22 protein-coding genes are annotated in these 24304 nt (G+C 43.3%); 3 read left to right on the top strand and 19 right to left on the bottom strand.

Going from position 1 to position 24304, the window contains the following annotated elements; genetic code table 11:
• Positions 1-4 precede the first annotated feature (4 nt).
• The 15 genes from ACFSR5_RS17915 to ACFSR5_RS17845 all read right to left on the bottom strand — a co-directional run bounded on the left by ACFSR5_RS17915 (position 5) and on the right by ACFSR5_RS17845 (position 15568).
• Positions 5-1006: a glycosyltransferase family 2 protein gene (locus tag ACFSR5_RS17915; RefSeq protein WP_380905846.1), complete on the bottom strand. Its 1002-nt coding sequence runs from the start codon at positions 1004-1006 to the stop codon at positions 5-7.
• On the bottom strand, positions 984-1895 hold the full coding sequence (locus ACFSR5_RS17910) for a beta-1,6-N-acetylglucosaminyltransferase (RefSeq protein WP_380905845.1): 912 nt from the start codon (positions 1893-1895) through the stop codon (positions 984-986). Before ACFSR5_RS17910 ends, ACFSR5_RS17915 begins: the two co-directional genes overlap by 23 nt.
• Positions 1896-1898: 3 nt before the next feature.
• The gene (locus ACFSR5_RS17905) at positions 1899-2846 is read right to left on the bottom strand and encodes a capsular polysaccharide synthesis protein (protein WP_380905844.1); all 948 of its coding nucleotides are present in this window, start codon (positions 2844-2846) and stop codon (positions 1899-1901) included.
• A gap of 12 nt (positions 2847-2858) precedes the next feature.
• Entirely contained in the window at positions 2859-3719 is an 861-nt protein-coding gene (locus tag ACFSR5_RS17900; RefSeq protein ID WP_380905843.1) for a beta-1,6-N-acetylglucosaminyltransferase, read from the bottom strand.
• A complete protein-coding gene (locus ACFSR5_RS17895; protein ID WP_380905842.1) occupies positions 3716-4669 on the bottom strand; it encodes a glycosyltransferase family 8 protein in 954 nt (317 codons plus the stop codon). Before ACFSR5_RS17895 ends, ACFSR5_RS17900 begins: the two co-directional genes overlap by 4 nt.
• Positions 4670-4681: 12 nt before the next feature.
• Positions 4682-5608: a glycosyltransferase family 2 protein gene (locus tag ACFSR5_RS17890; RefSeq protein ID WP_380905841.1), complete on the bottom strand. Its 927-nt coding sequence runs from the start codon at positions 5606-5608 to the stop codon at positions 4682-4684.
• 3 nt (positions 5609-5611) lie between these two features.
• On the bottom strand, positions 5612-6205 hold the full coding sequence (locus ACFSR5_RS17885; protein WP_380905840.1) for a serine O-acetyltransferase: 594 nt from the start codon (positions 6203-6205) through the stop codon (positions 5612-5614).
• Positions 6198-7136, bottom strand: a complete 939-nt coding sequence (locus ACFSR5_RS17880) for a capsular polysaccharide synthesis protein (protein ID WP_380905839.1) — start codon at positions 7134-7136, stop codon at positions 6198-6200. Before ACFSR5_RS17880 ends, ACFSR5_RS17885 begins: the two co-directional genes overlap by 8 nt.
• Positions 7129-8082 (bottom strand): glycosyltransferase family 32 protein, encoded by a 954-nt coding sequence (locus ACFSR5_RS17875; protein ID WP_380905838.1) that lies wholly within the window; start codon positions 8080-8082, stop codon positions 7129-7131. The genes ACFSR5_RS17880 and ACFSR5_RS17875 overlap by 8 nt, the downstream gene beginning before the upstream one ends.
• Positions 8083-8106: 24 nt before the next feature.
• A complete protein-coding gene (locus ACFSR5_RS17870) occupies positions 8107-9186 on the bottom strand; it encodes a polysaccharide pyruvyl transferase family protein (protein WP_380905837.1) in 1080 nt (359 codons plus the stop codon).
• Between the two features lie 16 nt (positions 9187-9202).
• On the bottom strand, positions 9203-10729 hold the full coding sequence (locus tag ACFSR5_RS17865) for a lipopolysaccharide biosynthesis protein (RefSeq protein ID WP_380905836.1): 1527 nt from the start codon (positions 10727-10729) through the stop codon (positions 9203-9205).
• Between the two features lie 10 nt (positions 10730-10739).
• Positions 10740-11705 carry an NAD-dependent epimerase/dehydratase family protein gene (locus tag ACFSR5_RS17860; RefSeq protein ID WP_380905835.1) on the bottom strand — a complete coding sequence of 322 codons (966 nt, stop codon included), beginning with the start codon at positions 11703-11705 and terminating at the stop codon, positions 10740-10742.
• A complete protein-coding gene (locus ACFSR5_RS17855) occupies positions 11702-12862 on the bottom strand; it encodes an MraY family glycosyltransferase (RefSeq protein WP_380905834.1) in 1161 nt (386 codons plus the stop codon). The genes ACFSR5_RS17860 and ACFSR5_RS17855 overlap by 4 nt, the downstream gene beginning before the upstream one ends.
• A gap of 206 nt (positions 12863-13068) precedes the next feature.
• On the bottom strand, positions 13069-14268 hold the full coding sequence (locus ACFSR5_RS17850; protein WP_380905833.1) for an OmpA family protein: 1200 nt from the start codon (positions 14266-14268) through the stop codon (positions 13069-13071).
• A 700-nt stretch (positions 14269-14968) separates the two neighbouring features.
• Positions 14969-15568: a helix-turn-helix domain-containing protein gene (locus ACFSR5_RS17845; RefSeq protein ID WP_380905832.1), complete on the bottom strand. Its 600-nt coding sequence runs from the start codon at positions 15566-15568 to the stop codon at positions 14969-14971.
• Between the two features lie 2194 nt (positions 15569-17762).
• Here ACFSR5_RS17845 and ACFSR5_RS17840 point away from each other — a divergent pair.
• From ACFSR5_RS17840 to ACFSR5_RS17830, 3 genes are all read left to right on the top strand, one after another.
• The gene (locus ACFSR5_RS17840) at positions 17763-18143 is read left to right on the top strand and encodes a helix-turn-helix transcriptional regulator (protein ID WP_380905831.1); all 381 of its coding nucleotides are present in this window, start codon (positions 17763-17765) and stop codon (positions 18141-18143) included.
• A 329-nt stretch (positions 18144-18472) separates the two neighbouring features.
• Positions 18473-18658 (top strand): hypothetical protein, encoded by a 186-nt coding sequence (locus tag ACFSR5_RS17835; protein ID WP_380905830.1) that lies wholly within the window; start codon positions 18473-18475, stop codon positions 18656-18658.
• A 62-nt stretch (positions 18659-18720) separates the two neighbouring features.
• A complete protein-coding gene (locus ACFSR5_RS17830; protein WP_380905829.1) occupies positions 18721-20550 on the top strand; it encodes a hypothetical protein in 1830 nt (609 codons plus the stop codon).
• 735 nt (positions 20551-21285) lie between these two features.
• Here the strand turns inward: ACFSR5_RS17830 and ACFSR5_RS17825 are convergent.
• From ACFSR5_RS17825 to ACFSR5_RS17810, 4 genes are all read right to left on the bottom strand, one after another.
• Positions 21286-22839: a hypothetical protein gene (locus tag ACFSR5_RS17825; protein ID WP_380905828.1), complete on the bottom strand. Its 1554-nt coding sequence runs from the start codon at positions 22837-22839 to the stop codon at positions 21286-21288.
• Between the two features lie 40 nt (positions 22840-22879).
• The gene (locus tag ACFSR5_RS17820; protein ID WP_380905827.1) at positions 22880-23053 is read right to left on the bottom strand and encodes a hypothetical protein; all 174 of its coding nucleotides are present in this window, start codon (positions 23051-23053) and stop codon (positions 22880-22882) included.
• A 550-nt stretch (positions 23054-23603) separates the two neighbouring features.
• Positions 23604-23843, bottom strand: coding sequence for a hypothetical protein (locus ACFSR5_RS17815; protein WP_380905826.1), 240 nt, complete (start codon positions 23841-23843; stop codon positions 23604-23606).
• A 169-nt stretch (positions 23844-24012) separates the two neighbouring features.
• The gene (locus ACFSR5_RS17810; RefSeq protein ID WP_380905825.1) at positions 24013-24186 is read right to left on the bottom strand and encodes a hypothetical protein; all 174 of its coding nucleotides are present in this window, start codon (positions 24184-24186) and stop codon (positions 24013-24015) included.
• Positions 24187-24304: the final 118 nt, after the last annotated feature.

The raw sequence follows: 24304 nt of genomic DNA, 5'->3' as shown, positions 1-24304 counted from the left end.
TCAATTATTTATAAATTAATCCGTAAACAACCCTCGTGAGCATAAAGTAGTGCAGCTGGAGCAACCAATATTGCTGCTGGAGCGCCGCCCACCGCAATACCCGCAAACGGATGGACAACCTACCACCCATATCTGTTATATAGTTGATTTCTGGAAACCATTCCATCCAGATTCGATAGCTTGAACCCTTATCTGATATTAGAAATGGTAGCTTTATGTGGAACTTTAGCAAATCAATGGAAGAACCTAACCGGTGTTTAAATCTCGAATTTTTAAGGCAGCGCTCTACCTGATCCACGTGGAATGTAACTTCTTCCCGGTGCCGAAGGGAATATACCTTTGTCAGGGAATTTCCGTTGGTCTGTTCATAGTGGTAAAGCGCCTTGTCAACATGCACTACACGCTCTGCCTGAGAAAATAACCGCACCATTACCATGAGATCCTCTCCCATGTTCATACCTTCAGTAAACCGGATACCAAAATCATCGTACAAGGCCCGCGCGGTAAGGAATAACCAAAGATTCCATCGCATGTTTCCCGCCAACATCTGCGAGATTGCCCCCCATGGATCGCTGAAGGAAGGCTGGTTCATTTTCCGTTCACCGCTTGCAAAGGATAGAAACCAATTGCATCCCACTATTTCGGCGTTATTTTCTTGAGCGGCCTCGACAAGTACGGCGATTGCATTTGGTTCAATCCTGTCATCGGCATCGACATAGTAGATAAAAACTCCGGTCGCTAGATCCAGCCCAGAATTTCGGGCCGCCGCGACGCCTTTATTTTTTTTGTGACGGAGCACCCGTATCCGTCCGTCCTGTTGTTGGCCAAAGTCCTGGAGTAATAAGGAAGTATTGTCGCTGCTACAGTCGTCAACAAATATTAATTCTAACTCCACGTAGGTCTGTTTTGCCAAAGAGGCAAGGCACCCAGGAAGCGTCTTCTCCGCATTATACACCGGAACGATTATAGAAACCAAAGGACTGTTACTCTGCGTTCGTTTTTTCATTAGCCTCTGAGCTTAAAATATGCTTTAAAATTTGATCGACGACCTCCATTTGGATACTGTTAAATTTCCGAGCGAACATATATCCCGAGTTAAGTAGCTCTTCAATATCTTCGTTCCCCCAGTCATGCAGTATATTGTCCTTCCAACGAATAAAACGCTGCGACCCCACCCCCTCGTTATCAACATCGTACAGCTGTCCGCGGAAGCGAGAATGCCAACAGATGGTCTGCAATACGACCTCATCAGCACAGAATGTCATCTTGTACATCGCTTTGATCACTTTTTCCTTATCGAGTAGATAAGACACAAAATCTTCGGTCACACTGACCCATTGCGTTCCTTTTTTGAATTCTATATGGTCGTTACGTCGAAGTCCAACAAGCAGCTGAAAACGAAGGACGACTGCGCGAATTATCCGCTTTAATTCATAAGCAATTCCGGCATCCTTACGGAAGCTACCCGGAAATAAATGGTACCGTTGGACCTTCCTGCTAAGTTGTAACGATTGATCTCCACAAGAGTAACCGATAAACTCTTTGCCGGAATGCTTGCGGAAGAAAGCATGGATCTGCGATTGGTTAAGCAAAGGCATATCCACGCCGGAAATCAGATGGTAGTAGGCATAGGGACCTTCATTAATGGCAGTCCGAAAAAGAAGCAGTTCGGCTTCCACGACACTAAGGTCTCCCCAGCGCACATCGATACGATTCTCCAAGACGTGCAGAACACCAGAGTGTACCTTAAGCTCTGGCCATGAAACGACCTTACTGTCAATGTGTATGTATATACTGTTCCTTTCATCATCAAGGGCAGCCAACAAACGCTCCAGAATGCCGAATTCATGATGGGCAAGTATCAGGTAAGCATGTCTATCCGTTTTTATTCCCATATGCTAAGCAATTGTGTTTTTTAAGATTTCCTCAACCATTTGATTAAAGCGCCGGATCGACTCAGTTCCGAAGTATGACATCTTGTGTATACCGGTATGTTTTAAGGCCTCCTGGTAGGAAAATCTACTTGCCGGGTTATTTATCTTTGTCTGAAGAAGATGGGGGAGCGTATCGCTCACTAGGGGGCATGTCTTATAGTTTCCGTTACTTTCGAGCAACACGTTGTATAATATCTGAAAGAAAAAATAATTTAAAATAGACTCTTGCCCTTTCCAATAGTACAAAAGCAAATCTTGCAGTGCCCTGATTACAGGAGTTCCTTTCTTTGCGACAAGGATACTATTCAACATACGCACCCTAAAGCGCTTGTTCCATCCCCAATAGTACGCGTAACTGTGTTCCCAAAATTGCTTTTCAATTACAGTATCGTCTCTCTGAAAGACAAAATAATCAAGCTGTTGCCAGTAAGATGGTAATGGCTTGGTCAACAATATGGTCGCGTCAAGCCAGACTCCGCCATAGGTGTTTAAAAGGCATACACGTAACAGATCAGAAAAAAACGTTCTGGTAAATTCGGGGTTATAACGCTTTTTCAAGACAAATGAGGGCAAGTCCAAATAGTCCGAGATATTATTATCATCTAACCGTACGATGTGATAGTCATCTTTATTTACATCTACCGATGCTACGCACGTGCGGACTACTTCCGGAAGTGTACCGTCAGCAAACCCTTGTCCCCAATACTGCCAGATAATCTTATCGGTATCAAACACGACCTTGGCTTTAAAATCATACTGGTCTATTTTGTTGTGATGATAGTCTTCCACTATAGGTTTCCAAAAATCATACACTTTATCATGTCCGAGCCATATCTTCCGTTTGCGGATAATATGCCATGCTGTCTGAATAGGGCCGGGGCGCGATTGCTTGCTGAAAAATGAAAAGTTCATCCTATACGCCAATTAATTTTTTAAGGTTCTTAAAATCTCGTTTACAACATCCATATCCTGTTCGCTGAACTTTCGGGCGAACATGCTTCCCGATTCTTTTAATTTTTTATAATCTTCACGACCCAGGACGCGGGCGTTTGCATTTTCCTGAATATCATTATAAAGAAATGACTCGTCATTTCTTAGCTTAAACCTATTCTCTCCTTTTTGCAATAGATACGGCACAAAATATTCATCCCCACAAAATGACCATCTAAAAACCTTTAAGATTTCCGCTTTGCTGCGAACGATATAGCCTACGGCTCCATCGGTAAGACTCACCCAATTATTGGCTTTGATATTGACAGGTGGAACTGCACGCTGGATCCCAAAAAAATACTGTATTTTCAGCGCAAGATGCCACATTTTAGAAAACAACCACCTCACCCACAAAACCTTATGCTTATAGCCATTCAAGAAGAGATGGTATCTACCAAGCTTCATGTTGACTTCGTACGCGTTTGTATAGATATATCGTAGCAGTTCCCACTGAAAGTTCTCCTGCTTGGCAAAATAGGCATGAAGGAAATTCTGGGTTCTCAGGGGCAGGTGTGTACCAGAGATCAGATGGTACCTCGAGTACCCCTGGCCGCGACGGTATGCTTCTTCGAAAAGAGCATACTCTGCTTTAATCTGGGAGACACTTCCCCATCGGACATCAATTCTTTCCCGGATGTAATAGAGTCCAGCGGAAACGGTCCTAAGCAAAGGACATTCGGCCACTTTTTTGTCGATATGGACAAATATGTCATTGCGCATATCGTCCAATGCTTCAACAAGCTTTTGCAGCACCCCAAATTCATTATGCGCCATGATTAGGTAAGCATGCCTCATACTTTTTTAGTTTTTATATACCTATTGAGCTTGCGAGCTCCATCAATCAATCCTTTTCCAATACGGCTCCCGTAAAAACTCGCCAGTGGATAAAGGCCTTTAGGAAAATCCATCATCTCCCTGATATCTTTCGGCAACTGTTTAAAATGATACCACCATACGTCAAACCCGACCGTGAATGTATTCCATGGTTTGGCACCGGTATAATGTATATTTCCTCGATCTTGGATATATTTCCAATCCTTTAACGTATAGTACTTTAAAAAATCGGGCTTATACTGTGGCAACCAAAATGTCCGGATACTATTCCAGTAAGGTTGCAATCCCATAATCCTACCCTGACATAGTTGATTGATTACATCCTGATCGGGAAACTGCAGATGGTCCTCCTTAGCGGCATCCAGAAGTTTCTCAACCATATTGTCTTCACGCAGTGCCCGAAGGTTCATCAACAGCATACCGGAATTAATATATTCACCCGCTTTACATCCTATCGTAGATAAATAGGGTTTCTGAAATTCTAATGTAGCTTCAAATACACCAGCCATATAATAGTCCCCTATTTCGGTCATTCTATAGAGGTCAGCAAGGTTATTCCTGAAAATCATATCACAGTCAACATACAATACCTTCTGAAGACTTGTCAAAATTGCCGGCAACAGTAACCTGTAAGAAGCTGCTATGGTATACTTCTGGTCAACATAAATTTCAGGTAGGGCGCCGTCCAGATTGATATAAGAAAATTTCGCTCGGCCTTCAGCAAGTCTTCCAAGCTTGTCCTTATAAGACTCTTGTAATGGCTGCGTCAGAAGGCAAATAAAATGAAACCGGTCGGAAGGTCTTGACGACGTCAAAATAGAGAATATGCAAGTTGCCGCCGGTACAAAATAGTCCGGAGTAAAAGCTAGCACTACAGGTACATTGTCGTTAGAAAATTTGCTGTTGATCATCCGTTATCCTATTTACTGACCTATCACCTTATCCTTGCAGAAGCGCAAGAACATTAAAACCTTGTCCTTAGTTGTCAACAAACGACATTTCTGAATCCAGTAGAATTTGAAGAACGGAAGATGCTTAATGACTAGATTATAATAATCGTATCTACATTTAGCATAGAGGACCGGCCAGGATGTCCTTTCAAACATAAAGCGATCCAATATCCCTTCAGGCTTGTGGTATCCTAAACTACCGATCCACTCAAAAAGCAGCGTGTTTGCCTCTAGCTTTTCGTCGAGCTTGCCCAGATCACTGGAAAGGTGTATATTGGATATCCGGAAGCTAAACAGCATCAACGGGCTGCTGCCCACTCCTTGTTCACTCATCTGTACGGCTGTTGCCGTATCAGAACCGAAAGCACATGGCAGGTCCACGAATCCTTTTCTTTTAAGGACATCCGTTCTGAACATCATGTTACCCATACAGGTAAACGCTGCGGCCTGCAACCAATAGAATAAATACTGGTACTTACTGCAGTGCTCAGGAAGTATTCCATCAATGCCGATCAGCCGGCCCTTTTCATCGATCTGTTTCGAACCGGTCCTTGCCATATTCACATTTGGATATTTATCAAAAAGCGACAAGCATGTTTCAAGAAAGTAAGGATCGTAAATGTCATCATCTGCTGCCAGGACCATAAACTTCCCCGTCACGTACTGCAAACAGTTCGTCCATTGCGCAACTAGGCTTTTTCCTCCGATGTTCTCAGCGTTTCTGTAATACCGGATCCTCGGATCCCTGTATCCGCAAACCACGGTCTCTAGCTCCTGAGGTGAAGCATCATCCACGACAATGATTTCATGGTCAGTAAAGGTCTGCGATAACATGCTGTCGAGCGCCTCCTGCAGGAACCTCGCTTTATAGGCTGGTACTAGGAATGATACTAAAGCCATATCTTATTGATTCGAATTAGTGATTTTTGCCGGGATACCGACTACTGTGACATTAGGTTCTGGTACAGAGTGAACAACTACTGCCCCGGCACCTATCTTTACCCCGTCTGCTATGGTTATATTTCCAAGAACTTGGGCTCCTTGCCCGATATCGACCTGATCTCCAATACGAGGCGCCTCTTCCACCAACGTACCCTTGCTTCCTATACAGCAGTTACCGTGCACCGTACAATTTTTACCTATCCTTGCTTTTGGATTGACGATAACAGATCCATAATGATAGATTTTTAATCCGCTGCCAAAGCATCCGGCCGGGATAAAAAAGCCAAGCTTTCTACCGTAAATATTTTTTTTTCGACGGTAATAGAACCGAAAGATGCTATTGGGTCTGATAAAAGTGAAATACTCCTCTTTGCGTAAGCTTTTCACAAATCTCCGTAACCAGAACTGTTCGGTCTGAAACAGAAAATCCAGCAAAAAACCTTTCGAGAAAAACGAATAATAGTCCATCCTGTCACCGTTTATATAGTCCTTAAGTTTGACAGCACATGGCTGCCCGTGTTTGTTCTTCAAGTCCTGCATACGTTTTCTATACATTAGATATCTGTTTCTGCAATAACTGTCCTATAATGCTGCCTTTATCGATAAGTCCCCATTTTCGGTAATAGTCCGTGAACTCCCGGTCGCGGGAAGTAAGTTTTATTATCCTGTATCGCTCCAGAGGCATCTGCTGGCGACAGAGGACAAAATTTATCCTATTAAAATCCCACTCACATTGTTCCTGGATATAAAAGGCACTGTCTTCACATCGCTTCAGAAACATATTTACGTCTCCCAATTCCCTACTGGCCTGCTGCTCGCAAAGATTTAGCAATAGATAACTGGGATCGGACATTCGTTGGGATAGCAGAGCGTAATCCTTTCTGGATTTCAGCTGTTGGAAGAAATCTGTGCTTCCGTAATCAAGGATTGGTGAAAAAAGCTCCAGCCATAATAGTATAAAGCGATTTTCGGGCGGAGCCGCAAGAAACCACGTTTCCACGATCGGGAACGAATAATCCAACGTACTTTTATCGCGATAATATCCCAACAGGTCGAACTGTCGGTCATTATTGACTTTTTCTATCCAGCCAAGCCCTTCGATCAGTATTGTAGTTGCGTCGACCCATACCCCACCATACAGCGCCAGTAGTTGAAGCCTGATATAATCGGCTTTGTGTGCCCTTAGCAGGTCTTTCGGGAAATCAACTTCAGGAATAAAATCGAAAACATTTCCGGGGGTCAGGACAACAAATTCATAATCCGGACTTGAATCCCTATTAATGTCGATAATTGTCTGAACGGTGTAGGGTATCTTCTGTGAATCCCAATAAATCCATACCTTTTTCGGGACCGACCTCAAAGGCCCCGTTTTATCTTTATTTAGGACAATATCCTTCTCGGCAGCTCCCAGGCAAAGATGAATCTGCCTTCCCTTTAATAGGTTTGCCGCAAGCCCTTTCATAAAGCACACAAATTTGCTATCCATGCTGCAATACGTTAGCGCCCCGCCCTGGCGTAAGCAACTGTCCTATAAAACTTTTTCTCCTGATCAGCTTACATTCAATAAATCCGTTCAACAGTTTCCGATCTCCTGAAGTAAGTTTGATTATCTTACTCCCGCACTTTGTAGCATCCAACCTGGTTAATGCATAGGTGATCACGTTTGCGTTCCATTTATAATAATCCTGGAGGTAAAAAGCCGTATCTTCGGCGCGTCGTAGATAGAAGCTAACATTACTGGTCTTCCTGAGGGCAATCTGACAAGCCAAATATACCAGCAGGTAACTTGCTGGCTCAATGTTCGCACTGATGACACGGTAGTCATCTCGCTTTCTAAGGAGCTCGAAATATGCACGGCTACCCAACGTACGGATAGCACTAAATTCCGCTAGCCAATTTTTTATAAACACACTTCCCGGAGGTGATGCTAGAAACCAGGTTTCAATGACTGGGTAAACTTCATCGACAGTGTTAGTTCCCCGATAAAAGCCGGTTAGCTCGAACCCGGAGTCGAACTGAAGACCATAGATCCAATCCAGTTTTTCTTTTAAAATAATTGTTGCATCTAACCAGATTCCCCCGTATCGGTATAGGAGATCCAACCTTATGAGATCTGTCTTATTGGCGATCGGCACATCTTGATGACAAAAAAAATCAGGCAGATATTGGTCAAGAGTGGCCCTGGATAGCACGTTAATTTCGTATTCCGGATGTTTCACCATGATATCATTCACAAAACCCATGATCAGGTCGGGAAGCTGGTCGTCCTCCCAATAAATCCATACCACTTTCGGCACCGCGCTCGACTTTGTAGCCGTCGTCCGCACCAGTTTTACTTCTTGCTGCGGAAACATCGGCAAACGGAGAATCCGCCTGCCCAAGCCCGCCATTAAAGCTCTTAATATGCTTTTGTAATTGATCGTATCCTGCATAGGTCAGTTTTTCGGGCAAAATCCTTACAGATCGGCGTTATTAAGAATCGATTCTCTCCACTTGGCGATCGTATCAAAGGGGAGTTTGAGTAAGCTCGTTTTCGGACTATTTATAAACTGTTGGATATCTTCCACTTTTTCCCTTTTTACCATGTCCATCCCAATATCTTTGGCTATTTCCGAAGCACGATTATCAATGCCGATAATTAACGTGCGGATATTCCTTTGCATAGCGTATATCCCTGCGTGCAAACGAGTTCCTATATAATCAACTCGGTGGGCGTTAGTATCAAGAAAATCGCGATAGGCTTCTAAAGAAGGTGGAATAAATATCAATTTGCCCTTTTCGGTTATGTGCATTTTTTCGATATACGCTATATCTTCTATACTCTGGATCCAAATATGAACCTGCTCATAGTTCGCCAGTAATATGTTTATCATCTGACTATCTTTGTCTGTGTCCTGATGGTAATCTGTAACTGTCGTCACAGCAATACCCTTTTTTGTCACGTCAATTTCCCGACCCCGTATGTTCCAAGTCGTTGGACAACATGTGTTTACCACATTGCTAATGCCGATAGAGTTCAACATGTCCTTTGAATATTCGTCCCTGACTGAATGAAGCACCTTATCCGATAACATGTGACGCAACATTTCTGCGGTTCCTGTGGTTGGTCGAACGTCATATTTCCCCCATCCAGTGCCGACCAGGACGCAACGCTTGTAATAATAATTCCAGTCCTCACGTCCGACATGCCACTGTAGATGCTCGTCCATCCTTGAGTTCAACAAGTTTGTTCCACAGACAAAAAGCAGTTCCTTTTCAAGCAGCAGCATGCGGTCTTCTTGTGTTATCCGAAGATGTGTAGGAAACGTAGTAAAATAAGCCTTGTTACCGAAGAGTCGGTGTAATTCCGTATTGATAGCCTCCATGATTATGAAGTCCCCTAGATTTTTAGAACCTACGCTGGTATCCAAAATTCCATAGTTAGGAAAGTAACGGTTCTTTTTAACGGCTGCTACCGAGTCCGCTTCACTTATATTTTCTCGCCGGGTAACGTCATAGCCGCAGCGGTTAACATACGATTTTATCAAACTTTTCATATTTCTTATATAAATCTCACGTGAGCCCAAAAATTTTTGATTTCACAAGCGTCAGTATATTAGCGACTTCGCTCCGACGCAGCCCCCAGAAAAAAACATAGCCGCATACGACCGCCTCACAGCAGAGCGAATAGATAAGGAGGTCACCCAGTCCGTTTATGGAGATAAATTCCGATAAAGGGGCGAGCGCAAATACCATTACAAAAAGTGGAAGGATCCTTCTTACATATAACATCAGTACGCTGTTCTTAATCAGCAGTCTGCTTTTAAAGTAATACACCCTAAAAATCAGCAAGAGCATATCCAGCAGTAACTTCGCTCCCATCACCAGAAATGGGTCGCGTTTGTACAGCATGACCAGGTAAGCTATCGGAAGTACTGCTAGGTTGACCGCAGCCACACAGAACTGGTAGCGTTTAATGTTGCCCACCGCATATGCTGACATCCATAACGGGCCGGCTAAGGAGGTAAGGACGGATGTGAGGATAATAAGCCGCGTAAACCCCACCGAATATTGTGGGTAATTTGCCCCCAACCAGAGCGTCAGGATATAATCGGTACCTAAGAGCACCGGAATGCAAAGAATGGCAAATAAAAAGAACGAAAACCTGGATGCTTGCAAAACCAATTTTACATGTCTTTCATGCTTATTTTCGGCATAAGTTTGGACAATTTGCGGATTAAAAGCCATCTGTGCGCTGGAAATGAAATTATACACGGCGCCGGAAACCTGCCCAGCAATCCCCAACGCTGCGTTTACCACTACTCCGGCAAATACATTAAGTATCATCCCCATCCCTTGGGAGGAGCCTACGACGGAAACTTGTCCTAAAAGGCTCCAGCTGGAAAATGAAATTAGGCTCCTAAAAAGTTCCTTGCTTTTTTCAAATCGATAGTGTACCTGGTACCCGAAGTTGAGTTTGCAATACACGAAAAAAGCGATACTGCTGAAAACATCCAGTATCATCATTAAAAAAGCATATACTATCAACCGGTCCTGCGTAATCGACATACTTATCGACATAACTATGGCCAGACGTGCAACGGCCTGAATAATACCTACCACCGCATAAAATGACATACGCTCGCGAGCAAGAATGATCGCATCATAAGGCACCTTGAGAACCCCCACAAAGGTGGTAGCTATCGAAAACTGAAATACGAGGTTGGCGGCAAGAAGCCTTTCTTTAGGTATATTGAGCTGATGATTCAACAGCCAAAGTCCTACAATTTCAGATAGTACCAATATGGTGATCGCTATGAGAAAGTGGATGTTCAAGCTCATGCTGAAAATCTGTCCTACGCGCTTGCTATCCTTTGATGCTATTCCTATGTTTAAAAAGCGCTGAGTTGATGAGGACATCGCGTTGTTCAAAAAAGAGAAAAGAACCACAACCCCCCCTACAAGGTTATAAACACCAAAATCTCTCACACCCAGAGTCTGCAGAACTGCTCGGGAAGTATATAATGCAATTCCCATGGTAAGCAGCATCCTGCAATAGAGGTAGATAGTATTTTTCGCTATCGTTCGGTTCCCTGACATCGCAATCACATTACTTTTTAGCTGAGAACTCTTCCAACAGCATCCTTTTCAGACCATCCTGCAGAGGATACGGAGGAACAAAACCAGAGCACATAGCCTTTTCCGAATTGTATTTGGTAACTGCACAAAACTTCTTCACACGGACGGAGCTGATATTAAGCTTTCTTCCTGTCACACGTGCGAGCAGGTCGAAGCCGTATCCGCCCAGCATCCCCAGCCAATAAGGAATATGGATAGCTGGGATCTTTCTGTTCAATATCATTCCGGTATGATATACCAGATCAGCCGTAGTAAAGTCCGGCTTATCACCATAGTTGTATACGTTATAACCTGAAATTTTCTCCTTGATCAAAAACTCTACAAATGCCGTGATGTTACCTATATACGACATAGACTTTTGATTATGCCCTTTTCCTATCATCATAAACCGGCCGCTTGCGATCTGACGCAACAGGTTAAATACATTACCCCGATTGCCTTCACCGAAAATGACCGTCGGGCGGACGATATTGATATTCCAGTCAGGATGATCTGCGTACCATGCCTGGAGAACTTGTTCGGCCTGCCATTTACTTTTTCCGTAATCATTAAAAGGATCGGTCGGTGCGAGCTCATCCGGTTCTTGCTTATCCAGTCCGTATATAGCGACAGAACTCGTGAAGACAAGACGTTTTATTTTGTTATACTCCATCGCTTGGAGTGTGCTACGCATGCCTTCAACATTTACATCATAATATAGTGAAACCGGCGTTACATCATCCCGGTGTTCAGCCGCGAGCAGCACAACAACATCCGAACCAGTTAAATGTTCCCTTAACGCTTTTGTATCCAAGACGTTTGCGATCCGGGTAATATTTGCGTGCACGGGACTTTGCTGTATATCAATATTACATACCTCGCACGCTGAATCCTGTTTTAGTAGGGAGATCAAGCGCGTACCGACAAAACCGGAGCCACCAATAACTGCAATTTTCATATGCGAAAACTTAAAATCGATCTTAGAAAAACTTCCCCTTTCGCAATTACATTCCTCTTTTCCAATTTATTGAAGACATAATGGAACACCAGCCAACTCAATATATCCAATAGGACTACAACATTGATGTCCATCCAGCGCACCATAGTAATGTTGAAAACACAGAAAAAGACCATCAAAAGGAGGATTGAAACCATAGCGCTATGCCTACTCATCCCTGCCCGGAGAAATTTATGGTGTAAATGATTGCGGTCGGGCCTGAAAATAGCTTTCCCTAACCGCCACCTGACCAACATAACGCGGCCAACATCGAAAACCGGAACAATAATCACTGAACAGGCAACCACCAGAGCATCTGTAGAAGACGGTTTAATGAACTGGTTATCCGTTGCATAACTTATCACCAAGAACGCCAGTGAATATCCCAAGGTCATACTACCGGTGTCTCCCATAAAGATCCTTCGCCCTCTGCGCCAGGTTCCGAACACGTTGAAATAAAAGAAGGGCATCAAAACACCTGCAGTGATAAACGCGAAAATGGCATGCAACCATGCCCCCTGAATACTGAATAAAGCGCCCAGAAACAGGGATCCGATGACGACAATTCCGGAGCAGAGCCCGTCGAGTCCGTCAATAAGATTTATTGCATTAATGATTAGAACAACCAAGAAAATGGTCAATGGTATACCTATTTCCGCAGGAATATGGCCAATACCCCCTAAACCATAGAGATTATTGATCCACAGTCCCCCCATTGGAAGAAGAAGAGCCGTTAAGGCTTGAATCAAAAACTTCCACTTGTATCCCACGCCTATCAGGTCATCTCCGATTCCGACAACGAACAGCATAACTAACCCACATATCAACAGCATCATACTCGGGATGATAATCCAAGAGGAGACGTGCAAATTAATATCGACCAAGGCCAGTTTATATAGAAATACCAGCGTGATCACCAATACACAGCACTGTACCGGAGCAAAAGCTACCCCCCCCAAACGGGGCACAATATTTTTATGGAGTTTCCTTATATCAACCGGATCGAATAATCGTTTTTTATAAGTAACCAAAAGGATATAAGGAATAAGGGCTCTGCCCAATAACACAGCAGCGAGAAATGGTAGTCCCACAACCAGTAACTTTATCGTGTCAAACACCGTTAATCATTTTTACGAGTGATGGAGAAATTCTCCGCTGGGGCATAGGAAAAACCCTTCCGGCATAGCGAAGGCATTTTAAACCTAAGAAATGCCAGAAGGCTTCACACGGATTATGTCCTGGTGACTTTTTCACAATGGTAATCCGTCTTTACATGCAGGGCAGATGAAAATTTTCCGTTACCTACCCACAGCGGTTAAATATGTTATTTAGCGATTGTTATTACTGCACGACTTAGACGTGGGTCATCATAGTACATGTTGTCCACTCCGCCTTGGTGAGAAACCTCCAATTGGGACGGGTCAACGTTAAACTCGCGTACTAGCACATTATAAATTGCCTGCGCCCGCTCACGACTTAGACGCTCGTTTATCTCCGGAGTACCCGTACCTTTATCGGCGTAGCCGGTAACCTTGTAAACAACGTCTTTGCTGCCTTGACCGATGACCTTAGCAAAAAATCCTAAATTAACTCGGGCTTCATTGCTTACCACGCTCTTGTTGATCGGGAAAGTAACAAGGATCGGGGCAGCGAGAATACGATCTTGCGTTTTGATCTCTGTTATCGTTTCAGTGTTTGAAGCAGCTAACTGTCTGCGCAATGCATCGTTATCCTCAGATAACTGTCTAACCTTTTCCCTCAAACTGTTCAAAAGTTCCTCGCTATAGGTTATCACAGCTGTTGAGGATTTATCCCATCCGCGTTTTTTAAAATTATAGGTTATTCCAACCATGGCACTTAAGATACCGTCCTGATGACGGTTGCCGGTTTCCCCATCGAAACGGTCATTAACCATCGCACCACGCACATCAAGTATAACATCGAAAGCATTTGACAACTGAAAGCTATTGTATATACCAATATTAGCACTTACTTCTTTCTGTTCGGGAGCATCATTGGTCACCATCCACCCAAGGCCAGCATAAGGGCTGATATTGTAAAAGCGGTCTGCACGGTATCCCCCGAAAATATTTGTTAGGTTAAAAAGCACATCTCCGTGCAGATGAAAGTAATTGAACTCCTGTTCGGACAACCAGTAACCGTCCCACGGCTTGCCATCGTAGCGCTGCCCTGTAGAATGACTCCCATTCTGGGTAACACCTTTGATCTTGTATCCATTTGCTCCTGCACGCACACCGATTCCCGGACTGAACCATTTTCCGACATTTAATTCAAAGTTAGGCGTCAAACGCTCGGAAAATTTCATTTGCTTGTTATGGTCACCAAAGTACATCTGTGCCCCTCCGGCCACACCCAAAAACCAATTGTCCCAAAAGCGGTTCGTCTCCACCTTATAACGGTCAGTATCAACATAGACAACCGTATCTTTCTTAATGTCGTTTTGTTGCGCAAGCGATACGTTTGCAGCTGCTGCGACGAGAACTGTAAAAAGTGCTTTTTTCATTTATAATTTATTAATTAATAATAGCTTGATCTGATTCTTTGCCATATCACAGTTCGCCTTGGCGAAGCAAGTTTAGGACTGCCTATGTCCTCAACACGGGCATTTTGCGGCAGTAAATTTCAACAAAACAAAAATTATCTGAAACAGAACCATAGGTGACAGAAGCTTTACGTTTATCGAAAAAAAACGACCTACAGTACTAAAAACAGGCTTAATGGAATCGTGACGCAATAAATTCCAAATGACTTGCCGACACACTGGACATCTTGTTTTCACGTTTCGATAAGTTATTTTCCGAAACCGGCAAACTCAAACATATAGCATTCCGCTCGAGCAGTATAGTCGGACGAGAAACTATTAACAGTTTGGCCCGTACGGATCATATAGACCACTTGCCGGTTAGGTTCTTGCACTTGACAGACGAATATATAGGAGGTCGTTAGCAACATGATATCTAGCAAACGTGTGAGCTGGGATCAGCCACATGATCAGATAAAATAGTCTCTAGCGATTTTTTTTCCTTGGTTCTTTAAGTAGGTAAGCACTTTATCTAACCATCGCAAAAGACGAACAAAACTGCGGCGCAGGAAGACGCGTTAATAAGGAATGATTGGAATAACATTCGGCTCCTGCGTAAAATCTTACAGGGCGAAAAAATACTGGACGATAATATAAAATTGAAAGTGTGAAGGGAAACGGATCAATAGCCGTCAATTTCCAGGTCCCTTTTCATAACTTGGAAAAATTCAGATGGAGAAACACCTTTTATTAACTTAAATACAGATGAGAATTTACTCGTACTGGAAAACCCGACCTTGTCAGCTAACACCGCAAACTTTTCATTTAGCAGATCAGGATCTTTCTTTACACATTCTATCAGATGATCAACGCGACCTTTCTGAACGAAGGTATTGAAATCCATTCCCGTACTCTTATTAACGATATATGTTACGTAACGTTGATTCGTGCCAAGTAGCTCTGCCAGGTCATTTAGGTTGACACCTTTCTTCAGATAGAACATGGAACGTCTGGCTTTTTCAAAATCCTCCATTAGCCGATCCTCTGTTACCTTGCTCATTAAAGGGCTTATCTTCTTGCATTGCGAACGTTTAGGTGCTGCCTCGACCGCAATAGCTTCCTCCTTTCCTGTCGTCACGATATCTGACAGCTCCGATAAAAATAAAGACATGGCCGAACGCTGCCGCAAACTGGACCTGATGGATAGAACCAGAAGAAGGACATTGGTGATCGACAAAGCTACCACGAATAAAACAAGAGCATCAATATTAGTACCGTCCATATTTTAAATTAACCTCGTTAAGGGCTCAATTGATTTTTTGTTAATAATGCCTGAACAAACAACCAAGGCCAAATGCCAGTGAAGGTTCGCACACCTATCCATGCTTAGCGGTATTCAAAACACATTAGATCAGGGATATCGACATTACCGCTAACGCATTTTTCTCTTGCAAAGCACGTGAAGATTTTATGGAATATGAAAAAACAGGATACCCATCATATACCCCTCTCCAGGACAGGACAGGGAGAGAATAATCTTGTTAAATGTATATGGGCAATGTTAGATCGGTACAATTAAGAAAGAACTTCCAGCCCTAGGTTATCATCAGCGCAGTCGGCAAAGGGCAAAGGCGAAGAAGAGACGTAGCAGATTCTTAATTTTTTAAGGCTAACACGTAGCCGTCGCTTGGCTTTTTCCATTTCGCGACATAAAGCAGGTGACGCGGAAGCACTGTAACGAGATAAAACTAACATAATCACTGTATAATCGCAATCTGCTTGCCGTTTGTTCTGTTACGCTATGAAGTGACTAACAGGTTTCCTTTCTTATTATCAGACGTTTCGGATCCTTGTGAACGGTTACCCAGCCGCTCCCGAACCATCTTATCGTTCAGATTCCTTTGGAATGTCATGGTATTGAAATCGACTTTTACATCGTTTCCTTATCAGGTCAAGCGAGTGCCCTGGATATTTCCTAGCTTTGACAAAATTTTCGTTTTCCTCTATGGATTTCCCCATATCATTGTACGCATTCATGGGGTTAAAGTACATCTTCTTTTCGTCAGGTTTTTTATAGTTCTACCTGAAAAAGTCCATAGTTTTCAACCGAATCCAGTTGGTTTGTTCGCTTGAAAACATCGGAAAAATTGCGTTATCTATACAATGTAGCCATCGTTTCTCGTTTGCCGTCAATATAATTGATGATCTTTGACTGCGCCCGAAGTTCATTTATTGCGAGCTGATATAGCTTTAGTTTAGAATATAAAATAGCCGTCAATCGTTAAACGTCGGACCGAACTATGGGTCTTGTTTTTTATGGGATGTTGTTCTCTTAACCGACTCCAAATAACTGAACGGTTGTGTTTCTATAAACCGATATGCAGAAGGGCATCACCCGCAAAAAAATACCCGCGTCCCATTCCTTGATGATATTTATGCTCTTCGGCAAGTTTAGACGCCTAGGCACTTACTTCCAGGGCCGGCACAAGCTTGACCTGCGTATAGTATTCCCCCGCTTTATCAAGATTGGAATCTATTTGCTGTGCCTTGATCTCTTGTGCGGTTGCTCGTAGTGTAATGAACAGGCACACGAAAAAATGACATATTTCATCCTGGTTAAATCTTGCAAAAAAAATTTATCGAATACGACAAACACCCGTTTCTATTGATCTACCGCCGCAATGTTCTGTAAGTCTATTTTGATCTTGCAAAATACATATAACAAAATCCGTAACGGGATTTTCTCAATATTAACAAATACGGAGGCATCCTTGCCAACACCGATGTTGTACCCATCTCCCAAGCTGAATGTAGCATATTCGTTACATATGCACCATAGAGGTTTCGGCCGCTGCAATTTCAAGTCATAGCTTGTTATAGTGCTTATAAAAACAGTGGTATTATAAGCCGATAGCTATCTAGAATTTCCACAAATATAAAGTGTGATACATATGTGATACCCGAAAAATACCGCTTTATGTCCCAAATAACGACCTTCGGAGCATGTTATCACTTTATTTGTTATGCGTAACCTGGCGGTCGGAGAAACTGTTTATAAAGTCAGTGCAGCTGAATTGTCCGCCTTAAGATCGAGCACAGCTATCCTTTTTTGCATTAAGGGAGTGCAACAGAAAAAAACACATCGGTCCAAAAACGGGACTGTCCTCGTTTGCCGAGCGAAGCAAATTCAAAAAGTATATAACAGAAAATAATGGAGTGTTTGTGAATCTCCAAGAAACCTAAGCAAGGTTATCGACCATGATTTTAGGTTAAGATGGTGGGGCAAAAAGCATCAAAGGTAGCTGATGGGTATGTTATTTTTTTTTCCCCGCAATCATTCTTGTTTCTTTTGCGTAAAGTTTAGCATAAAACCGTTGAACTTTTCCAAAAAGTAACCTTGAAAGTCCGTGCCTAAGCGTGATGACCATGCCTAGGAAATCTCTACGATAATGAGTAATAAAAAAAAGAGACAAACTATGAGAGAAGAAATAGACGCTCAGATCAAATTCGTTCAGGGGATGGACAGCGCCGAAGTCCAGAACCTTAATGCTCATGACCACCCCACCTTTGAGGAGATATTAAACCTTGCAAAGGGCAACCATGCTAATTTTTTTGCACGTTTCCAGCAATACTACCCGTCGTTCCAGTCAAACCTTTTGCAGATCAACCCGAACCTGCAAAACAGCGAACTGACACTTCTGGCTTACATTTATTTAAATTTTCAGACAAAGGAAATCGCTGCTTATACGTTTAAATCACCCAAGACCATACAGAATCGCAAGCACCTTTTACGAAAAAAATTACGTATAGCGAGCAACGAAGATATATATGTCTGGCTAAGGGCTGTCTGCTCGTAACGAACAAAAATAGGGTATATCATGGGTATATAGACGTTTTTTTCGCAGAAAAAAATTATATTTCTTTGCAGGAACTTCAGGAAGTCAAACCAAACCAAGGCTATTGAGCGAATGGCGAAACTGCGAAATATTCTTGAATGACGCACCTTGAACATGTTTTTTCAATAATGGGTACCTATTGGGTATCCATTATTTTTCCGTTCTCTTGTTTTCTTTATTCTTTTACACTTGAATATAAACAAGAGTATTGACTTAAATTAATTTTATTCCAAACCGGAAATCACATGTGAAGATGTGGAACCATAAAGGATCATTCTAATTATATAATTATGGAAGAAAATCAACCAAAGAGATCATATAGCCCCCCAGCTATAGCACATTTTGTCCTACAAATGGAATGCGGAATCGCAGCGGGATCCGCCACACTAAAGCCTGGCGACTCCGGCACCCCCGACATCCCAAAAATTGACGATTGGCAGGATACAGGAAACACGAGTACGGATTACGATTTCTAATCGGGTACCAACATGAGTTTCACGATGCAATTACAGACCAGTACCAATAAGTTAATGTTCATATGAAAAAGAATCTAACCAGCGCGCTACTATTAATGGCTAGCGTCCTTATATCATTGTCGGCCTGCAAAAGCACCAACGACGCCCCCCCCACAGATCAGGCAGGGAAAGCTAAAATCCATCTTAATCCTCAAATCGCCGCCGACGTCCAGATCAAAGGACTTTCTCGGGCTTCTCTGGCCAGCAACCAATCGATAGGCTCCAAACAAAGCGGATACTCCAAGCAGACATTGGTCTCAGCTGGCGCATTTGACGCACTTATCAGCACAGGGCCGATCGTAACTCAGCAGGCAGAAAAGGAAATTTTGAAATCGGAAGGAAATTCGACTTCCTCTCCATCGGCTAACAAGTCCAGCGAAAAGTCGCTCGTTTCTGCCAGCAGCCTGGGTACGGGTATCTCCTACCTGGTCCGTATCTATTCGGACGATAACGGTTCCAGAGGACCGCAAGTCGGTAGCGATTACATCTTCCAAGTCGGACAGGCGAGTCCCGTTATTACCGTAGATGGCGGAACAACCTATCACTGGATCGCATTTTCAGCAAACAGTAGCACCCTTCCAACGATTTCCGGAAACAGCATAACAAGTACTAATGCAGCAAACAGAGATATAGTCTATGACTCCGGACAGCTAACTACCGCGGCGGGAGAAAATTACCTTGACATTATTTTCGAGCGTAAATCGTCCTCCATCGATGTAGCTCTCGACAGTAAAGGGATGTTCATGCCGTTAAACGGAAATAGTGACGCTACAGCCAATGTAGTTAAATTTGAAGTGACGGGAGCACCCACGGGAGTCATTATGACGCGCTCTTTTGACCTATTATCGGGATCGTATGTCGGTGCATCCACCGTAATTCCAACCGATATACCTTTAAGCTCAGTCGTTCACGCTGAAAAGACAGTATCATTCTATAGCTCCGACCCTATAACCGTTCCAGCCTCGATGCTCGGTGTAAAGCTTACAAATTTAGAGTTCAGAGAGTGGTTTGTGACCGGAACAGTAAAGTTCAACCGGACCTCATATTTAGGAACGGATAACACAAGCATTTCTTTGCAGCCAGGAGATCGTTTCACTGTCAATGTCCGGTTGATCATGTCTGCAGTAAACGTCAGCGGCGTACTTTGGTCGAGGGATGTGGTTTCGTTAAGGCCACAGACGACTTATGGGATGCAGGCCTTACGGTTACATCAGCCTTTCGGTAACCACCCGATACGTCTAATGAGTCCCTATCGCGATTATTGGAGATGGAATTCACTAACTCCAGAAGGAGCTGCTAACACCGGAGCCTATAGCACGGCGAATGATCCCTGCTTGGCATTGTACCCCGCCGGAACCTGGCGGCTTCCTACTGTCGCGGAAGCTTCGACATTGATAACAAGAACCCCAAACCGAATTAATCTAGGATGGCAAAAACCTGCTCCCGAAGTAGCAAATTCTTCATCGTTCTCGATGATTTTCAACCGTACTTCGGGACCGGCTACTCCAGAATACGTTCAACCGCAAAATGAAATGGCGATCATCTTCATGGGAAGCCGTCTAGCTACCTACCCTTCAGGGGATCCTGTCCCTTATATAAACAGTATAACTGGCTTCATCCCTGAGGTGTGGCAAGATGGAAGGGCCGACTATCCGAACGGAGTAGCGATGTTCTGGACCAGTGAGCCCGGAAGCACGGCCGGAACAGCAAAGGCTTATGTCAGGGAAATTGACTTTAACAGGAACTCCTCTGGAACTGAAACCACAGCTACATTACTCAACGGAAGCATTCAGGACGTCAATCGTAATCTAGGGTTGAATGTCCGCTGCGTCAGGACCGTTGGTACCAACTAGTGTGTAGTATTCCATCATATACGACGATCCCCATACTATGTTGAAAGTATGGGGATTTTTTTGTCCTACTGTTTATGTACATCCGAACAGGACTTGCTAAAACCCACATTCCTATAGTTCGGATACTAAAACAACAGGCTATTAAAGCTATGACAGCACGCCGCGCACCTCCGGTCTCTGCGCCTTGTCTTCACATAGTCAGATAATTGCCAGCCGGCAGGAGTCTGATTCTGCCGATCCTAAGAGTTGTGCAACAGAGTCCCCCAATAACGATCTATCGGTCGGATACACATTCTTCTTACCCCTACCAGTTAAAACGCGACCGATTTGATAAATGCTGATTTCGATAATATCAACCTATCGTTTCGAATTTCCACAAGATAAGTAAGTATTTAAATATCGATATGCCGCTTTCGTCCTGATGAAAGAATTGTGGTTATGTCCAAACTTGGTGACTGAGATACAAGAAGCCAAAAGGAATGCAAAAGAGGCTGTCTGGCGAAAGCGTAAGATAAAGAATTAAGTCTAGCATCTTTATAGGTCAAAGATGGATGCATACATGGACCCGAAGAAGCGCTATATATACCTTAAACAAACTGTGGTTAAGCATTCAAAAAACGGCTGTCCGTAAAGACAGCCGTTCATATTATCAGGCAAAAAAGACCGGATTTTAGCTTATGCTCGCCCTCCGACCCTGTTGTTTGAAAATACAAAAGTTTTGCCTTGCCCACTAGATCAATTCGTACCGCAAGGGACTATTCTCCGCCCATATCCCGATCCACTCATATGCGTAGCTCCAACGACCGACTGTGTTGCGGTTACAACATTTGAACCCGTCGAATTCCAGGTTATCTTGTTAAATTTATTGCCGTTCGTTAGTACAAGCGGCTCTAAATTCCCTCCTGAAGAACTCTTGCTACCAAACATCGAGACATCCCCCGTAGGACCTATCACAACCCTTATAATTGGCGCTGTTGCAGACCCCGTCATGCTATAGATTTGCGGAACATTGTTTATGCCCCAAAGTGATCCGTCGGCAAACTGAATATTCCTTGCAGGCGTAGTCGAAGCCTGAAACTGGATCTCCTCAATTGCTAACTGAGTCCCATTGATTAGCAAGTTAAAGGAATTGTCCAGCTGGATTATATCAAAAGTAAAACCAAAATCAGCGCCCGGCATTGTGAAAGTCTGTGTCTGTCCATCAGCAACCGTAAAACTACCACCACCGCTGACAATTTCTGTACAAGGACTTTGAAAGGTAAGATTCATATTATATCTAAGCCCAGGTGAAATGTTCAAATTTTGAAAGGTTAGACCAGTTTTGGTAACCCCGTTAATTGTTAAACTTCCTAAACGTAATTCCCCTTCCGTAGTAGCCGAAGCAATAAGCATAGTTGGCGAACTCGATATACTCCGGACTCCAGACCCTAAAGAGGGAAATGTTATGGCCTGTCCACTGGTTAAAGCGTTGTTATAAGTCAAAGCTCCGTTTGAGAGTTTGATGTTCGCGCTGCTATATGCCGGGTGCAATGACGGCTGGCTTATTGCTGTTATATTACCCAAGGCAGTAGCATCAAGCACTAGGTTTGTGGTAATTTCACTAAACTGGTGCTCTAAGATAACGTCTAGATTATTAACACCGTAAACTAGCTCCACAGTTTTACGGAAATACATCAGTTCAGCAGACACGGAATTCACGGTAGCCGTTGATAAAGCACCTTTACCTGTAATCGCAGGAATTGCAGAGGTACTATTGATCGAGTAAGCTACAAAAGTATACGTTTCTCCTGCATCGAGTACGATCCCCTCTTCCGTGCCTTCCTTACCATAGGCATAATCCTTTTCGGCAACAAGCGCCCCCGTCTGGTCATAAACCAGAAAACGGTAAAGGACATCCGGCGCCAACGGATTTTGTGAAGGCACGGCCATCCGATTGGAAGATGAGGCCTTCAATTTGTTCGTGGTTCCAGTAGTATTCTCACTGTGTAGGGGACTTTGAGACAAGGTCGCAAACAAAGCAAGGTTATCACCAAAAGGTATCGCCTCGGTTTGTAGTCCGGATTCCTCTTTTGACGCATTCGATGATGCGGCCTTCATGCTTTTAACTGCCGAAGGAACCCCATTATCTGTTTTCGTTTCTACACCTACCAGATTAATTTTTACAGTTGCGGCGCCCTCTACAGAACCGCTTTTTTCATCCTTTTTGCAGGATAAAATTCCTAATAACACCACCACTGCCATAATAGGCATCGCCGCAAAACGCGGCATGAAAAATTTCATTGTCTTCATAATTCCTTACAAAACGTTACCGATATTTTTTCCAAATATGTTACCAATTGATTATCCTATTATCGTCCGGCTCAACCTGCCATTGTTCGTATACTTCTATGTCCGAGTTCTCTGGTCGAGCTGTCGCCGAACCGGCGGCGATTCCACATTCCAATTCAATCTCCTGAATCGAAAAAGTAGGCGAAACATATTGTTTCTTTAGTTTTTTTTTCATTATTTTATTTTCTTCTAAATTTTTACATTAAAAATTTTTAAACACTAATAATATTTGATTACCTATAAATTAACAATCAGCATATAACGAACGTGTGCCCCGGATTCAAACATTACTGAATAACATTTAAAAAATATCATCGCTCAATAGTATGGGCTGTCCAGATTTTGAAGAGTTTCCATTTTAGAGAATGTTAATAATTTTCATATGTAGACTTTGTTCTGGTTTGCCAGGAACAAGTTCTTGTGGTAAAAAATTCAAGTGTCAAAATTACAATGATTCCCGTGAAGCGAATCATTACAAGATACCCATCGATATCCCGAAATATCGTAACAGCTCGGCTTATCTGATTTTATAAAGAAAATCCGGAGAGAAAAATTAACTGAAATTTTCGTGGCTACATCAACGAGAGGGGGAAATGCCCAGCATTCGCTGCGATCCATTATCATTTGGAAGGGAAACCCGTCTTATAGGATGAGGGAAATAATTTCCCTCTTTGATACATGTCAAGAGTTCTTCCTTGTGCTCGATAAGATAATCCCCAGGGGATTCACACCCATTTTATTGATACCATCGGCACTTCGGTCACCAACTGCAGGTAGGCAGCATTGAGGTTGTCGCGGTCAATTAGACGCCCTAGAAATTCATCTACTTTTGTGTCTGTGTCCGTGAGGTTCTCTTCAACCATCCCGATAAAAGCCTGCCTTCCCACATAACCTTTCGGATCCGCCCTATTCTTTTGTGGACAGGTTGATAAAGCGATATCAATTTTATGCATTCTTCCCTTCATCAGGTAACTTTAATGTACTCTTCACTAACTTAAGGTTCATTCCGACCTTACCGGAGCAAAGGCAAGTGCTATGATTCTGCAGACTTCTCACAGCAAGCTTTACTCCCTGCTTCCGAAAAAAAACTTCCACAGGTCTGTTAGGTCTCCCCCGATAAGAACGATAACTTTCCTACCATGGGTCTGCTACATTTACCTTGATGTTTCCGTACGGTATAGGACTTGCCCACTCATCCAGCAACTTAGGCCTTAGATGTAGTTTCGAGAGTTTGCCTAGCGCTTCCATCAGATTCCACCTCCGGTGGACACCCTTGCATTCGGCTAACACTTCCAACTGTAATGACATGTTCGGAACTTCCTTCTAGAGTTATCGCCCACGCTGGGTGCATAAAGGGAAAGGCCCTTTAAAAGGGGCCTTTCGGTTCATACTATGAAACACATTCATATCTTTAGTGATATTGAAA

Source organism: Sphingobacterium suaedae (assembly GCF_042684625.1).
Lineage (GTDB): Bacteria > Bacteroidota > Bacteroidia > Sphingobacteriales > Sphingobacteriaceae > Sphingobacterium > Sphingobacterium suaedae.
Note: the sequence above shows the minus strand (reverse complement) of the source record. Positions and strands in the feature narration are given on the sequence as shown.

What these genes read in the sequence shown, in the direction of transcription:
- ACFSR5_RS17915 (WP_380905846.1), bottom strand. Translation starts at nt 1,006, where the DNA reads ATGAAAAAACGAACGCAGAGTAACAGTCCTTTGGTTTCTATAATCGTT.
- ACFSR5_RS17910 (WP_380905845.1), bottom strand. Translation starts at nt 1,895, where the DNA reads ATGGGAATAAAAACGGATAGACATGCTTACCTGATACTTGCCCATCAT.
- ACFSR5_RS17905 (WP_380905844.1), bottom strand. Translation starts at nt 2,846, where the DNA reads ATGAACTTTTCATTTTTCAGCAAGCAATCGCGCCCCGGCCCTATTCAG.
- ACFSR5_RS17900 (WP_380905843.1), bottom strand. Translation starts at nt 3,719, where the DNA reads ATGAGGCATGCTTACCTAATCATGGCGCATAATGAATTTGGGGTGCTG.
- ACFSR5_RS17895 (WP_380905842.1), bottom strand. Translation starts at nt 4,669, where the DNA reads ATGATCAACAGCAAATTTTCTAACGACAATGTACCTGTAGTGCTAGCT.
- ACFSR5_RS17890 (WP_380905841.1), bottom strand. Translation starts at nt 5,608, where the DNA reads ATGGCTTTAGTATCATTCCTAGTACCAGCCTATAAAGCGAGGTTCCTG.
- ACFSR5_RS17885 (WP_380905840.1), bottom strand. Translation starts at nt 6,205, where the DNA reads ATGTATAGAAAACGTATGCAGGACTTGAAGAACAAACACGGGCAGCCA.
- ACFSR5_RS17880 (WP_380905839.1), bottom strand. Translation starts at nt 7,136, where the DNA reads ATGGATAGCAAATTTGTGTGCTTTATGAAAGGGCTTGCGGCAAACCTA.
- ACFSR5_RS17875 (WP_380905838.1), bottom strand. Translation starts at nt 8,082, where the DNA reads ATGCAGGATACGATCAATTACAAAAGCATATTAAGAGCTTTAATGGCG.
- ACFSR5_RS17870 (WP_380905837.1), bottom strand. Translation starts at nt 9,186, where the DNA reads ATGAAAAGTTTGATAAAATCGTATGTTAACCGCTGCGGCTATGACGTT.
- ACFSR5_RS17865 (WP_380905836.1), bottom strand. Translation starts at nt 10,729, where the DNA reads ATGTCAGGGAACCGAACGATAGCGAAAAATACTATCTACCTCTATTGC.
- ACFSR5_RS17860 (WP_380905835.1), bottom strand. Translation starts at nt 11,705, where the DNA reads ATGAAAATTGCAGTTATTGGTGGCTCCGGTTTTGTCGGTACGCGCTTG.
- ACFSR5_RS17850 (WP_380905833.1), bottom strand. Translation starts at nt 14,268, where the DNA reads ATGAAAAAAGCACTTTTTACAGTTCTCGTCGCAGCAGCTGCAAACGTA.
- ACFSR5_RS17845 (WP_380905832.1), bottom strand. Translation starts at nt 15,568, where the DNA reads ATGGACGGTACTAATATTGATGCTCTTGTTTTATTCGTGGTAGCTTTG.
- ACFSR5_RS17840 (WP_380905831.1), top strand. Translation starts at nt 17,763, where the DNA reads ATGAGAGAAGAAATAGACGCTCAGATCAAATTCGTTCAGGGGATGGAC.
- ACFSR5_RS17835 (WP_380905830.1), top strand. Translation starts at nt 18,473, where the DNA reads ATGGAAGAAAATCAACCAAAGAGATCATATAGCCCCCCAGCTATAGCA.
- ACFSR5_RS17830 (WP_380905829.1), top strand. Translation starts at nt 18,721, where the DNA reads ATGAAAAAGAATCTAACCAGCGCGCTACTATTAATGGCTAGCGTCCTT.
- ACFSR5_RS17825 (WP_380905828.1), bottom strand. Translation starts at nt 22,839, where the DNA reads ATGAAGACAATGAAATTTTTCATGCCGCGTTTTGCGGCGATGCCTATT.
- ACFSR5_RS17820 (WP_380905827.1), bottom strand. Translation starts at nt 23,053, where the DNA reads ATGAAAAAAAAACTAAAGAAACAATATGTTTCGCCTACTTTTTCGATT.
- ACFSR5_RS17815 (WP_380905826.1), bottom strand. Translation starts at nt 23,843, where the DNA reads ATGAAGGGAAGAATGCATAAAATTGATATCGCTTTATCAACCTGTCCA.
- ACFSR5_RS17810 (WP_380905825.1), bottom strand. Translation starts at nt 24,186, where the DNA reads ATGTCATTACAGTTGGAAGTGTTAGCCGAATGCAAGGGTGTCCACCGG.